This is a genomic window from Stenotrophomonas sp. ZAC14A_NAIMI4_1 (assembly GCF_003086915.1).
Classification (GTDB): Bacteria; Pseudomonadota; Gammaproteobacteria; order Xanthomonadales; family Xanthomonadaceae; genus Stenotrophomonas.
In genome coordinates, this window is record NZ_CP026002.1 from 4,370,949 (window position 1) to 4,384,250 (window position 13,302).

14 protein-coding genes are annotated in these 13,302 nt (G+C 67.7%); 9 read left to right on the forward strand and 5 right to left on the reverse strand.

The window, feature by feature from the left end; all coding sequences use genetic code 11:
* Window positions 1-13: 13 nt before the first annotated feature.
* Window positions 14-271 (reverse strand): DUF2789 domain-containing protein, encoded by a 258-nt coding sequence (locus C1926_RS19950; RefSeq protein WP_079223132.1) that lies wholly within the window; start codon window positions 269-271, stop codon window positions 14-16.
* A gap of 109 nt (window positions 272-380) precedes the next feature.
* Between C1926_RS19950 and C1926_RS19955 the strand changes: the two genes are divergently transcribed.
* The 5 genes from C1926_RS19955 to C1926_RS19975 are packed head-to-tail and all read left to right on the forward strand — an operon-like array spanning window position 381 to window position 3,306.
* Entirely contained in the window at window positions 381-971 is a 591-nt protein-coding gene (locus tag C1926_RS19955) for a biliverdin-producing heme oxygenase (RefSeq protein ID WP_108760410.1), read from the forward strand.
* A 13-nt stretch (window positions 972-984) separates the two neighbouring features.
* On the forward strand, window positions 985-1,449 hold the full coding sequence (locus C1926_RS19960; RefSeq protein ID WP_108760411.1) for a YbaN family protein: 465 nt from the start codon (window positions 985-987) through the stop codon (window positions 1,447-1,449).
* Window positions 1,436-2,164 (forward strand): tonB-system energizer ExbB, encoded by a 729-nt coding sequence (exbB, locus tag C1926_RS19965; protein ID WP_108760412.1) that lies wholly within the window; start codon window positions 1,436-1,438, stop codon window positions 2,162-2,164. The genes C1926_RS19960 and exbB overlap by 14 nt, the downstream gene beginning before the upstream one ends.
* Complete coding sequence (gene exbD / locus C1926_RS19970) at window positions 2,165-2,590, forward strand: TonB system transport protein ExbD (protein WP_108760413.1); 426 nt, start codon at window positions 2,165-2,167, stop codon at window positions 2,588-2,590.
* Window positions 2,587-3,306, forward strand: a complete 720-nt coding sequence (locus C1926_RS19975; RefSeq protein WP_108760414.1) for an energy transducer TonB — start codon at window positions 2,587-2,589, stop codon at window positions 3,304-3,306. The genes exbD and C1926_RS19975 overlap by 4 nt, the downstream gene beginning before the upstream one ends.
* A gap of 1,266 nt (window positions 3,307-4,572) precedes the next feature.
* Here the strand turns inward: C1926_RS19975 and C1926_RS19980 are convergent.
* The gene (locus tag C1926_RS19980) at window positions 4,573-6,600 is read right to left on the reverse strand and encodes a sodium-translocating pyrophosphatase (RefSeq protein WP_108760415.1); all 2,028 of its coding nucleotides are present in this window, start codon (window positions 6,598-6,600) and stop codon (window positions 4,573-4,575) included.
* Window positions 6,601-6,894: 294 nt separating this feature from the next.
* Between C1926_RS19980 and C1926_RS19985 the strand changes: the two genes are divergently transcribed.
* The gene (locus C1926_RS19985; protein WP_108760416.1) at window positions 6,895-7,398 is read left to right on the forward strand and encodes a hypothetical protein; all 504 of its coding nucleotides are present in this window, start codon (window positions 6,895-6,897) and stop codon (window positions 7,396-7,398) included.
* A 98-nt stretch (window positions 7,399-7,496) separates the two neighbouring features.
* Here the strand turns inward: C1926_RS19985 and C1926_RS19990 are convergent, their stop codons facing one another.
* From C1926_RS19990 to C1926_RS20000, 3 genes are all read right to left on the reverse strand, one after another.
* On the reverse strand, window positions 7,497-7,889 hold the full coding sequence (locus C1926_RS19990; protein WP_108760417.1) for a DUF488 family protein: 393 nt from the start codon (window positions 7,887-7,889) through the stop codon (window positions 7,497-7,499).
* Window positions 7,890-8,015: 126 nt separating this feature from the next.
* Window positions 8,016-8,810 (reverse strand): hypothetical protein, encoded by a 795-nt coding sequence (locus C1926_RS19995; protein WP_079223118.1) that lies wholly within the window; start codon window positions 8,808-8,810, stop codon window positions 8,016-8,018.
* A 183-nt stretch (window positions 8,811-8,993) separates the two neighbouring features.
* Complete coding sequence (locus tag C1926_RS20000) at window positions 8,994-10,250, reverse strand: 6-phosphofructokinase (RefSeq protein ID WP_108760418.1); 1,257 nt, start codon at window positions 10,248-10,250, stop codon at window positions 8,994-8,996.
* Window positions 10,251-10,386: 136 nt separating this feature from the next.
* On the opposite strand from C1926_RS20000, the gene C1926_RS20005 reads away from it, so the two are divergent.
* The 3 genes from C1926_RS20005 (at window position 10,387) to C1926_RS20015 (ending at window position 13,220) form a co-directional block, all read left to right on the forward strand.
* Window positions 10,387-10,950, forward strand: a complete 564-nt coding sequence (locus C1926_RS20005; protein WP_079223114.1) for an adenylate kinase — start codon at window positions 10,387-10,389, stop codon at window positions 10,948-10,950.
* A 330-nt stretch (window positions 10,951-11,280) separates the two neighbouring features.
* Window positions 11,281-12,645 carry a UDP-N-acetylmuramate:L-alanyl-gamma-D-glutamyl-meso-diaminopimelate ligase gene (gene mpl / locus C1926_RS20010; protein ID WP_108760419.1) on the forward strand — a complete coding sequence of 455 codons (1,365 nt, stop codon included), beginning with the start codon at window positions 11,281-11,283 and terminating at the stop codon, window positions 12,643-12,645.
* On the forward strand, window positions 12,642-13,220 hold the full coding sequence (locus C1926_RS20015) for an LON peptidase substrate-binding domain-containing protein (RefSeq protein ID WP_079223110.1): 579 nt from the start codon (window positions 12,642-12,644) through the stop codon (window positions 13,218-13,220). Before mpl ends, C1926_RS20015 begins: the two co-directional genes overlap by 4 nt.
* Window positions 13,221-13,302 lie beyond the last annotated feature (82 nt).

Here is a 13,302-nt window from a genome sequence, read left to right on the forward strand (position 1 = left end):
CCCCTTGGCGCGCTTACCGCCCGGTCGCGGCCTTCACTGCGTCTTCGTGCAGCGCTTCATTCAGCTCGTCCACCACGGTGCTCCAGGCTGCATCAGCCTGCAGCGATTCGGCCAGGAACTGGCGCTGCGCATCGCTCCAGTACGCGGCATCGGCCACTTCCACGCCGTTGGCCAGCTGGTGGCCGGCGATGAACCCGGCAATGGCCTCGGCGCTGGCGTCCAGGCCCAGCTGCAGGAACAGGTTGGTCATGCTCGGTTCGGTGGTGATCATCGGAAGCTGCCTGGAGGGGAAAGGTAAGCTGCATTATCGACGCATGCCGCCTTGGGGGAACCCCCTCGTGGCACGTCTCATGATCGACGCTTCCCCCTGGCACCCCCCGATGACCGCGACAACCTCCCCCGACGACAGCCGCAGCGTGCGCCTGAAGGCCGCCACCCGTGACAGCCATGGCGCGCTCGACAAGCGCATCATGGCCGGCGACATCTTCGCCGACCGTGGCAACTTCGCCCGCTTCCTGCGCGTGCAGTACCGTTTCCACCGCAGCATCGACGCGCTCTACGCCAGCCCCGCACTGGACGCACTGCTGCCGGCCCTGCACGAACGCCGCCGCCTGCAGCAGGTGCGCAACGACCTGCAGGATCTCGAGCAGACCCTGCCGGGCCAGGACATCATGCCGTTGGCTGCAGACCTGCCGCTGCCGGCCGCGCTGGGCTGGCTGTACGTGGCCGAAGGCTCCAACCTGGGCGGCACGGTGCTGTACAAGATGGCCGCCGCGCTGGGCCTGGACCGTGATTTCGGCGCGCGCCACCTGGCGGCACACCCCGATGGCGCCGCCCGCCACTGGCGCGAGTTCACGGCGGCGCTGGACGCGGTGCCGCTGTCGGCCGAGCAGGAACAGCAGGTGATCGACGCCGCCGATGCGGCCTTCCGCAGCGTGCATGGCCATGTCGAAGTGGAATTCGGCGCATGAGCGGCCAACGTTGATGCGCTGGCTCTGGTTCGCGCTGGGCTGGCTGATGGTCGGCCTGGGCGTGATCGGTGCGTTGTTGCCGGTGATGCCCACCACCATCTTCCTGATCCTGGCGGTGGGCTGCTTCGCCCGCAGTTCGCCGAAGTTCGAGCAGCGCCTGCTGGCCCATCCGCGCTATGGCCCCTCGCTGCGCCTGTGGCGCGAGCAGGGGGCGGTGTCGCGCAAGGGCAAGGCGTTCGCCAGCGCCGGCATGGTGGTGGGCTTCGCGCTGTTCTGCTGGGGCGCGCATCCCTCCTGGCGGTTGCTGCTGGGCGTGGGCCTGTTCTTTGCGGCCAGCGCCGGCTACGTCCTGAGCCGGCCAGCGCCGCGGCTCGACCCCACCCCACTGGTGGAAGTGGACGATGCCGAACCCCGCGCGGCCCGCCGCCGCGCGTCTACTCATGATTCTGATGGAACCCGCGACGATGCTGCCTGCTGACCTGGCGCCCCTGGCCACTTCCGCCCTGACCCCGTGGGGCATGTACCTGGCCGCCGACGTGGTGGTCAAAGCCGTGATGATCTTGCTTGCCGTCGCCTCGCTGGCCACCTGGACCGTGCTGCTGGCCAAGGGCTGGGAGCTGTCGCGGCAGGCGCGCGCGCTGCGTGCGGCCCGCGCGCGGCTGCTGGAGGCGCCAAACCTGCCCGCCGGCGATGTGGATGCTGCGCTGGCCGAAGGCACTGCGGCGGCGATGCTGGAGGCGGCACGCAGCGAACTGCGCCTGTCGCAGGACCTGGCGTGCCGCGACGGCATCAAGGAACGCGTCGCCTCGCGCCTGGACCGGCTGGAACTGGACACCGCACGCGTGCAGCGGCGCGGCATCGGCGTACTCGCCAGCATCGGTGCGGTGGCGCCGTTCGTGGGCCTGTTCGGCACCGTGTGGGGCATCATGAACAGCTTCATCGGCATCGCCCACAGCAACACCACCAACCTGGCCGTGGTTGCACCGGGCATCGCCGAGGCGTTGCTGGCCACCGCGCTGGGCCTGGTCGCGGCAATTCCCGCCGTGCTGGTCTACAACCACTTCAGCCGCGTGCTGGCTGGCCTGCGTGGCCTGCTGGGTGATCTGTCGGCGGCGGTGCAGCAGTTGGTCTCGCGCGATCTGGACCGTGCCGCTGCGCGTGCCCCGGCCAGTGCACTGCGTGCGGTGCACTGAATGGCGATCAGGACCGCATCCGACCGCGACGACACGCCCGAAGAAGCGCACGAGATCAATGTCACGCCCTTCATCGACGTGATGCTGGTGCTGCTGATCATCTTCATGGTGGCCGCGCCACTGGCCACCGTGTCGGTACCGGTGCAGCTGCCGGCCAGCAGCGCGCAGGCCACGCCCAGCGAACAGGCCCCGGTGTACGTGACCGTGCAGGCCGACCTGTCGCTGCGCGTGGGCGAAATGCCGGTCGCGCGCGACGGGCTGTCCGCTGCGCTGCAGGCGGCCACGCACGGTGATGCGGAGCAGCGCATCTACCTGCGCGCCGACCAGCGCGTGCCCTATGGCGAGTTGATGGCCACCCTGGATGCACTGCGTGCGGCGGGTTACCTGAAGGTGGCCCTGGTTGGCCTGGAGCAGGGCGCACGATGAGCACGCTGCGGCGCTGGGCGACCAGCCTGGCGATCGTGCTGCTGGCACACGCGGTGCTGGCCGGCGCCGTGTGGTGGTGGCATGCGCGCGCTGCACCGGCGCCCACGGCAGCGCCACCGGCCGCGCTGATGCTGGAGCTGGCACCGACCGTGCAGGCGCCACCGGCTCCGCCACGCGCGCTGCCGACCGGGCCGCTGCAGCAGGAACAGCAGCGCCGCGAAACCACGCCGCAACCGCCGCCCGTGCCCAAGGTGCCGCCGCAGCCGCAGGGGGATCTGCCGCCGAAACCGCAGGTGCCGGCCAGCACGGCGCAGGACAGCGCGGACGCCAATGTCGAGCGCAGCACCGCACCGCCAGAGGTTCCCGCCGACGTTGCCACGCGATACGCCGCGCAGCAGACCACCGCCGGCGAGCGCAGCCGCGCCAACGCCACCTGGCAGGGCCTGTTACTGGGCCACCTGCAGCAGCACCGGCGCTACCCGCGCCAGTCCGAGCGCCTGCGCCAGCAGGGCGTGGTGTATGTGCGGTTTGCCGTGTACCGCGATGGGCGCGTGTCCGCCGCGCGCATCGAGCGCGGCAGTGGCTTCGCGTTGCTGGACCAGGAAACCCTGGAAACCGTGCAGCGCGCCAGCCCGGTTCCAGTGCCGCCGGCCGAAGTGGCCGGCGACCCGGTGGAAGTGATGGTGCCCGTGGCGTTCCATCTGCGCGGGCGCTGACCAGTCCTGTAGAGCCGAGCCCATGCTCGGCTGCATCAGCGGAGCTCTATCATCGCCCCGACCGTCAACGGATGACCGGAGTCTGCAATGACAACACGGACGCTGCGGGTACCTGCCTGGTGCAGCGTGGTCTTCGCTGCCTGCGTGGCGTTTGCGGCGACCAAGAAGGCAGTTGCGGTGAACTCTGATACCAGCGTGCGGGGTTTCTCGGTACTGCGTGTTTACTTCGGCGATCAAACTGGAACTCCACTCGGCGCTGGAGAGTTCCTATGCGGGCAGTCACCGTGTTGTTGGTCATGGGCGTTATTGCAACTTCTTCCGCTGCGCGAGGCTCCCCGCCAAAAGGCGATTATGTCGAGCTTGCGGGCTACTCGAGACAGACCGAGCGTTTCGACGAGTCCGCTTGGGAAGTACGGCTGGGCTTCGAAAGAACGTGCACGCGGGAAGTATGTGTAAATTGGGCGGGACATTACCGACCTGTCCATTTCCAGTGCTCGGCAAACCGCCGTACAGGCCTCATTGGTGAATGCTATTGGGTGCTTGTTGCCATGCACATCGAGTTGGATGAGGATTCTGGCGACACGCATTCGTCGACGATTGTTACGGAATGCAGAATTCCCCTGCCAGAGCAGGTCGGGGCAGTTGAGTTCGCAAATGCGATGTTCGTTGAAGATCCACTTCATATTCCTTTGCCCGGAATCAATCGGTCCTTGTGGAGTCTCAGCAAGGAGTGTATTCCGGGGAGGTTCCTATGAGCCGGCTAATCTATGCCGTGTTGAGCATATGTCTCTGCTTGCCGGTGGGTGCTCGCTCGGCGCCCGTATACGTTGACGCGCGTGATTACCCGGTCAAAGGTGCTGGAGTTGCTGCGTTTGCAGAATTTGAGAGGCGCTGGGAATCCGGATTCGACGATGCCTGCAGCGATGCACTTTGCGGTAGTGGCTATGGCAACTACCGTCCCGTCTACTTGCGCTGTGTAGTGCGCGCTGTCGATGGGAGCGTTCAAAGCTGTCATTGGGCGGTCGCTGGGAGCGCGGAGGGAATCGATCCGAAAAATGGACGGGGGGAGTATGAAGTCCGCACATTGATCTGCGCGATTCCCATGCCTTCCAATGTCCCATTGCAGGTGCTTCTGGCCACCGCTGACGACGAGGATCCGTTCAATGAGCCACTGCCTCGCGGAGGAAGAATTCCTTACGAGGTAATGCGCGATTGCGTCGGGGCGATGGCTGACGGCCATTGACATGGCCGTCAGCCGCTCGGGCGTTACAGCAGCGGCACCAGCAGCAGCGCCACGATGTTGATGATCTTGATCAGCGGATTGATGGCCGGGCCGGCGGTGTCCTTGTACGGGTCACCGACGGTGTCGCCGGTCACCGCGGCCTTGTGCGCCTCGCTGCCCTTGCCGCCGAAGTGGCCATCCTCGATGTACTTCTTGGCGTTGTCCCAGGCACCGCCGCCGGTGGTCATCGAAATGGCCACGAACAGGCCGGTGACGATCGTGCCGATCAGCAGGCCGCCCAGTGCGCGCGGTCCCAGCAGCAGGCCCACCACCACCGGCACGGCCACCGGCAGCAGCGAAGGAACGATCATTTCGCGGATGGCCGAGCGGGTCAGCATGTCCACGGCCCTGTCGTACTGCGGCTTGGCGGCGCCCTGCATGATGCCGGGGATCTCGCGGAACTGGCGGCGCACTTCCTCCACCACCGCACCGGCCGCGCGGCCGACGGCTTCCATCGCCATCGCACCGAACAGGTAGGGAATCAGGCCGCCGATCAGCAGGCCGATGATCACCGTGTGGTCGCTGAGGTCGAAGCGGAATTCCTGGCCGGGGTTGGCCGCCTGCAGGTTGTGGGTGTAATCGGCAAACAGCACCAGCGCGGCCAGCGCCGCCGAACCGATCGCATAGCCCTTGGTCACCGCCTTGGTGGTGTTGCCCACCGCATCGAGCGGGTCGGTGATGTCGCGGATGTCCGAGGGCAGCTCAGCCATCTCGGCGATGCCGCCGGCGTTGTCGGTGATCGGTCCGTAGGCATCCAGGGCCACGATCATGCCGGCCATCGACAGCATCGCGGTGGCGGCGATGGCGATGCCGTACAGGCCGGCCAGCGCATAGGCGCCCCAGATCGCCGCACACACGGCTACCACGGGCAGGGCGGTGGACTTCATCGAAATGCCGAGGCCGGCGATGATGTTGGTGCCGTGGCCGGTGGTCGAGGCCTGCGCCACGTGCTGCACCGGCTTGTACTGCGTGCCGGTGTAGTACTCGGTGATCCACACGATCAGGCCGGTCAGCACCAGGCCGATCAGTGCGCAGCCATACAGCGCCATCGGGCCATGCACGTTGTCGTTCATCAGCCCGGTGGTGATCGGGTAGAACGCGATGGCGGCCAGCACGCCGGAGACGATCACGCCCTTGTACAGCGCGCCCATGATCGAGCCGCCCGGCTTCACCTTGACGAACAGTGCGCCGATGATCGAAGCGATGATCGACACCCCGCCCAGCACCAGCGGGTAAAGCACCGCATTGGCACCGGCTTCGCTCAGCATCAGGCTGCCCAGCAGCATCGTGGCGATGACGGTGACCGCGTAGGTCTCGAACAGGTCGGCAGCCATGCCGGCGCAGTCGCCGACATTGTCACCAACGTTGTCGGCGATCACTGCCGGGTTGCGCGGGTCGTCCTCGGGAATACCGGCTTCCACCTTGCCCACCAGGTCAGCGCCGACGTCAGCGCCCTTGGTGAAGATGCCGCCACCCAGGCGCGCGAAGATCGAGATGAGCGAAGAACCGAAGGCCAGGCCGACCAGCGCGTGCAGCGCCTGTTCCATCGGCAGGCCCATGCGCAGCAGCAGTGCGTAGTAACCGGCCACGCCCAGCAGGCCCAGGCCGACCACCAGCATGCCGGTGATGGCGCCGCCGCGGAAGGCCACGTCCATCGCCGCGCTGATGCCGTTGCGTGCGGCCTCGGCGGTGCGCACGTTGGCGCGGACCGAGACATTCATGCCGATGTAGCCGGCCGCGCCGGACAGGACCGCACCGACGGCGAAACCAATGGCGGTGTACCAGCTGAGGAACACGCCGACCAGCACGAACAGCACCACGCCGGCCACGCCGATGGTCAGGTACTGGCGGTTGAGGTAGGCACGCGCGCCTTCCTGGATCGCGGTGGCGATCGCGATCATGCGTTCATTGCCGGTGGGTTGGCGCAGGATCCAGCGCGCCGAGATGATCCCGTAGAGGATCGCGAGAATGGCGCAGCCCAGCGCCAGTGACAGCCCATGACGTTCCAGCATCAGACCCCTCCGCAGAATGGATGGTGAGCATCCAGTGGCGATGAACGGCACCACGAGGGGGACGACGGGTTGCAGCCTGGAACCAACCCGTGCCGACCGGAACGGTCGTCCGACGTATGGCGGTGTTCAGCATTCCCTGGTGTCCGCAGTATGCGTCGCTCCGCGCCCGGATGGTAGCGCCGGGCCGCGCCCGGCGAGCGCAGCGGCATGAGTAGCGATCCACCTGCCCCCGTCCTTTGCACCCCGTTAAGCCACGCTCTGCAAGCCTGCGCACAGTCCTGACGGAGATTCCCCATGCGCCTGTCCGTGCTGATGCTTGCCGCCCTGGTGCCGGCCATGCCCGCGCTGGCTGCGGAAACGCCTGAACTGCAGCGGGCGGTGGGCGCCCCGCAGGCGGTGGGCGCCGTGCACACCCTGCGGCAGATTCCCGAGGCCTGCGCGCGGCTGGAAGGCGTGTTCACCGGCCAGGCCGCCGAGCCGTATCGCTTCTCCGCTGTGCGTACCAGCGAACAGTGCCAGCCGCGTGCCCGCTTCGTTGATTACGCCAAGGCACAGCCCAGTGCCGACAAGGGCTGGAAGCTCAACGACGTGATCCGCGTGCCGAATGCCGCCTGCCCGGCACAGCAGGCCGTGGTGCGGGTGTGGCGCCTGCCGGTCAACAACACCCAGGCGCTGGATGGCCAGGGGCAGTCGCGCATCTACCTGGAAGAGGCAAAGAAGCAGGCCGCCGCCGGCAAGATCCCGCAGGTGACGATGTTCGCCGCGCAGCTGCAGGTGGAAGGCAAGGCCTGTAATTGATACAGATGGGTGCCGACCGTTGGTGAAGTGTCGGTGGGTGCCGACCGTTGGTCGGCACCGGTGTCGGCACCCATGCTTCATCCACGCATGGCGTGGATCTACTCCCCGGCCAGCTTCGCCCCGCGCGCAACCAGCAGCTCGCGCAATGCCGTGCGGTGGCAGTGCGCCTCGTCTTCGCAGTAGCACCCCACGGCGATGTCGCTGTGCTGCGACAGCGCCGCCAGCAGATCCAGTGCGTGCGCCGCATCGGGCGCCTTCATTTCGGCCTTGTAGTGGCGGAAGAAGGCATTCCAGTCCGCCGCAGTGGTCGCCCCGTGGGCCTGTTTCACCAGCTCGGGGCTGGGGGCCAGGGTCGGAAACCAGACGTCATACCAGTCCTGCCGGGCGAATTCGCGGCGTGCCACGCCACGTGGCGGCCGCCGCACCGTGCCGATGCGCAGGCCCTCACCGGGCGTGCGCGGGCTGCCAAGACGGACCACATGCAGGGTCATGCTGTTTCTCCTTGCGCAGGACCGCATCTTCGCGCCCGTGACGTGCCGCAGGCGTGAACCGGGCCGCAAACAGAAGGCCCGGGCACTTGCGCACCCGGGCCTTCGGCCATGCCATGCCGGCGGTGGTCAGTTGCCGCGGCAGTCCTTCAGCCACAGCACGCGGCCGATCTGGTCGTAGTTGTCGACCACGCCGGTCAGCGTCACCTTCTCGCGAGGGCGCAGGGACAGCGCATAAGCGGTCTGGTTGGCAGCGAACGAGCAGGAGATGGCCACGCGCTCGAAATCGATGCTGCCATCGCTGGGCAGGTCGAAGGTGGTGTTGTAGGTGCCACCGCTCTTCAGCACCGAGGCGATGCGGCCGGTGATGACGTAGGTCTTGCCCTTGTAGCGCGGCTCGATCGCAGCGGGGTTGTCCTTGTTCTGGTTGCGCAGCTGGAAGCCGAAGCGGTCGGCGGCAATGGTCACTGCCGATGCCTGCGGCGTGGCCTTGGCAGCCTGGTCACCGGCCTTGCCCGGCTTGACCTGGTTGAGCAGCTTGCACATCTCGGTACGGACGCCGTCAGCCGAGGCGATGGCCCCCTTGTTGACCTTCACCACCATGGCAACGGTGCCCTGGCCGCCTTCGGAGGTGGCGCTGATGATCATCGGGATCGGCTTGTGCGCCATGCTCTCCGGTTCTTCGATCAGCATCGAACCGCCTTCGATGTCCTCGCTCAGCACGTCCATGTTGGCGTTCTTGGCGATGACCCGCATCTGGCCGATGGCGCTGGCCACGCTCAGGTCCGGGTGGCTGACCGACGAAGTGAAGGTGGTGCCGGTGAAGGGGTTGCCCTTCTTCTGGAAGTTGGCTTCGCAGGTCGCGGCGAACGCGGGCGCGGCAGCCGTGCACAGCAGCACGGCGAGGAAGGTCTGGCGCTTCATGGATACAGTCCTTGTGGTGTGGCACTACGCGCCCGCAGGAGCGGGCGACAGACGGGTTGGCACGCATCGGCCCCTTGCCCCGGGCCGGGCCCCGATTGTGGGCTGCTTCTCAGATCGCCGCAATCCAACCATCAAGGGCCCTTTCCGCTGGAAAGAGCCCTTGGCTGCAAGTTGTGACGTGGATCAACCTTCGAAGGCGGCCAGCTTCTGCTTCACCGCCACGTTCTTGAGGGTGACGTACTTCGGCAGGCCGTCGCTGCCATAGGGCAGGGGGGCTTCGCCCTTGATCAGCGGCGACAGATAGGCGCGCGCCTTGGCGGTGATGCCGAAACCATCGCGGCGGATGAAGCTGGCGGGCATCTTCTTCTCGTGGTTGGCGATCTTCGCCAGCGGCGCGGCCTCGATCTTCCAGCGGTAGGGCGCATCGCTGCTGCGCACGATCACTGGCATCACCCCGTTCTGGCCCTTCAGTGCCAGCTGCACGGCCGCCTTGCCCACCGCCTGCGCCTGTTCCCAGTCGGTCTTGCTGGCCAGGTGCCGGGCCGAGCGCTGCAGGTAATCGGGCAGGGCCCAGTGCACCTTCAGGCCCAGCTGGTCCTTGACCCGGCCCGCCAGGTGCGCGGCGACGCCGCCCAGCTGCGAGTGGCCGAAAGAGTCCTTGCCACCACCGGCATCGGCGACGAAGCGGCCGTCGGCGGTGGCGATGCCTTCGGAGGCCACCACCACGCAGTAGCCGACGCGCTCGACCACGGCCTTGACCTTGGCCAGGAAGGTGGCCTCGTCATAGGCACGCTCGGGCAGCAGGATGATGTGTGGGGCCTCGTCCTCGCCGTTGCCGGCCAGGCCCGCGGCGGCGGCCAGCCAGCCGGCATGGCGGCCCATCGCTTCGTAGATGAAGACGCGGGTGGAGGTCTCGGCCATCGCCGCCACGTCCAGCGCGGCCTCGCGCACGGAAACCGCGGTGTACTTGGCCGCCGAGCCGAAGCCCGGGCAGGTGTCGGTCACGGCCAGGTCGTTGTCGATGGTCTTGGGCACGCCGATGCAGGTCAGGTCGTAGCCGGAGGCCTTGGCCAGCAGCGAGACCTTCAGCGCGGTGTCGGCCGAGTCGTTGCCGCCGTTGTAGAGGAACCAGCGCACGTCGTGGGCGCGCAGCACCTCCAGCAGGCGGTCGTAACGGGCCCGGTCGGCCTCCAGCGATTTCAGCTTGACCCGGCACGACCCGAAGGCGCCGCCCGGGGTATGGGCCAGGGCGCGGATGGCGGCGGCACTCTCCTTGCTGGTGTCGATCAGCTCCTCGCGCAGGGCGCCGAGGATGCCGTTGCGGGCGGCCAGGACCTTGATGCCCTTGGCCCGGGCCTGCTCGATGACCGCCGCTGCGGTGGCGTTGATGACCGCCGTGACGCCGCCGGACTGGGCGTAGAGGAGGGTACCGTTGCGCATGCTTCTACCTGCTCGGTGAGGGGGACATTGCAGTGACATTACCCGTATGCGCTAAAGTGGCGCTATTGCGGTGCAGCGATACCGGTCCGTCCGGGGCGCGAACTTTCTTTGTTTTCAACACGTTGGAGTCAGGTCAATGCGATTGGTTCTGTTGGGACCGCCCGGTTCGGGCAAGGGGACGCAGGCGACGCGCCTGAAGGAAAAGCTGGGCATCGCCCATATTTCGACCGGTGACATGCTGCGCGCGGAAATCGCCGCGGGCTCGGAGCTGGGCAAGCAGGCCAAGGCGGTGATGGATGCCGGCAACCTGGTGTCCGACGACATCCTGCTGGGCATGCTGGAGTCGCGCCTGACCCAGGCCGATGTCGCCAAGGGCTTCATCCTGGACGGCTACCCGCGCAATGTGGCCCAGGCCAATGCGATGGACGGCCTGCTGGCCAAGATCGGCCAGCCGCTGGACGCCGTGGTGCAGCTGGACGTGGCCACCGAGCTGCTGGTCGAGCGCATCGCCGGCCGCGCCCAGGAACAGGGCCGCGCCGACGACAACCCGGAAGCGGTGCGCCAGCGCCTGCAGGTCTACAACGACCAGACCGCCCCGGTGGTCGACTTCTACGCCGGCCGTGGCACCCTGGCCCGCGTCGATGGCGTCGGTGACCTGGACGAGATCGAAGCCCGCATCCTGGCAGCGATCAAGGGCTGATGGCGGTCGGCCGGCCCGGTGCCGGCCACCGTGCAGCCACGACGAAACAGGCCTGGTCCTTGCGGACCAGGCCTGTTTCGTTTCATAGGTGCCAGCGATGAGCTTGCTCAGGGCTCCGCAGCATGAGCTCCCTTGGGGATGGCCTCTTGGGGAGTAGGACCGGTTCGGGTACTACGGCTGGCTTCCTGAATTGTGTACGGGTTCACATACCTGCGCTATCGGGAATTCCCTGACAGACGATTGGAGTTTTCTCACAACCGGTGTAGGACTTGTCTGACCCCATTGCAGACAATGGCCCTATACAGCCGTGATCGGTCACAATCCCCGGTCATGAGCAGCGTACATATCCTTGCAATCGCCGGCACCTTCATGGGTGGCGTGGCCGCCCTGGCACGGGAACTGGGCCACACGGTCAGCGGCAGCGACCAGGCCATCTATCCGCCGATGTCCACCCAGCTGGAGCAGCTGGGCATCGCCCTGGACCAGGGCTACCGCGCCGACAGCGTGCCGCCGGGCACCGCCGAGGTGGTGATCGGCAACGCCCTGTCGCGCGGCAACCCGGCCGTGGAAGCCGTGCTCGATGCCGGCCAGCGCTACATTTCCGGCGCGCAGTGGCTGTCCGAGCAGGTTCTGCCGGGCCGCGACACGCTGGCCGTGGCCGGCACCCACGGCAAGACCACCACCACCACCATCCTCACCTGGCTGCTGGAAAGCGCCGGGCGCTCGCCGGGCTTCCTGATCGGTGGCGTGGCCGAGGATTTCGGCGTCTCCGCACGCCTGGGCCAGGGGCGCGAGTTCGTGGTCGAGGCCGATGAGTACGACACCGCCTTCTTCGACAAGCGCAGCAAGTTCGTGCACTACCGGCCGCTGGTGGCCATCCTCAACAACCTCGAATACGACCACGCCGACATCTTCCCGGACGTGGAGGCCATCGAGCGCCAGTTCCACCACCTGGTGCGCACGGTGCCCGCGCGCGGCCGCCTGATCGTCAATGGCGAGGACGCGCACCTGGCCAAGGTGCTGCAGATGGGCTGCTGGACCCCGGTCGAGCGCTTCGGTTTCGACCCGGCGCTGGAATGGCATGCCGAGCTGCTGGCCGCCGATGGCAGCGCGTTCCGCGTGCATCACCGTGGGCAAGCGCTGGGCGATGTGCACTGGTCACTGCTGGGCCGCCACAACGTGCTCAACGGCCTGGCCGCACTGGCCGCCGCACATGCGGTGGGCGTGGCCCCCGCTGAGGTGATCCCCGCGCTGGCGCGCTTCCGCAGCGTCAAGCGCCGCATGGAAGTGATCGGCAGCCACGACGGCATCACCGTCTACGATGATTTCGCCCACCACCCCACGGCGATCGCGACCACGCTCGAAGGCCTGCGTGCCAAGGTCGGCGACGCGCGCATCGTGGTGGCCATGGAGCCGCGCAGCAATTCGATGCGGCTGGGTGCGCACGCGCAGGCGCTGGCGCCGTCGCTGGCGCTGGCCGACGAAGTGGTGTTCCTGCACCGGCCGGAACTGGCCTGGGATGCCGCAGCGGTGATCGCCGCCGTGCGTGGCCAGGCCCATGCCGTGCCGGACACCGACGCGCTGCTGGCGCAGCTGCAGTCCAGCGCGCGCAGCGGTGACCATGTGGTGTTCATGTCCAACGGTGGCTTCGATGGCGCTCCGCGCCGCTTCCTCGCCGCCCTGCAGGCCCAATGAGTACCGACGTTTCGCTGCCGCTGTTCCCGCTGCACACCACGCTGGTGCCCGGCGCGGCGGTTGGCCTGCGCGTGTTCGAGCGCCGCTACCTCGACCTGGTGCGCGACACCGGCCGCAGCGGCGAGGGCTTCGGTGTCTGCCTGATCCTGGAAGGGCAGGAAGTGGGGGAGCCGGCCACCCCGGCCGCCTACGGCGTGCAGGTGCGCATCGAGGATTTCGATGTCGGCGCCGATGGCGTGCTGCAGCTGCGGCTGCGCGGCACCCGGCGCTTCCATGTCGAGCGTACCCGCGTGCGCGACAACGGCCTGGTCGTGGCCGATGTGCGCTGGTGCGAAGAAGACCCCGATGACGAACTCAAGCCGCAGCACGCGCTGCTGGCCACGGTGCTGGGGCACATCATCGAGCAGGCCGGCGAGGCGTATGCGCCGGCGAACCCGGCGCTGCTGGACCAGGCCAGCTGGGTCGGCTGGCGGCTGGCCGAACTGCTGCCGCTGGGCGAGCAGCAGCGCCTGCAGCTGCTGCAGATGGACGACCCGCACCAGCGCCTGCAGCAGTTGCTGGGCTGGATGCCGTAACAGCCATCCACGCATGGCGTGGATCTACGCCGCCGGGCATGGCCCGGCGCTACCCCTCCGCGTTCCGGTAGCGCCGGGCCAT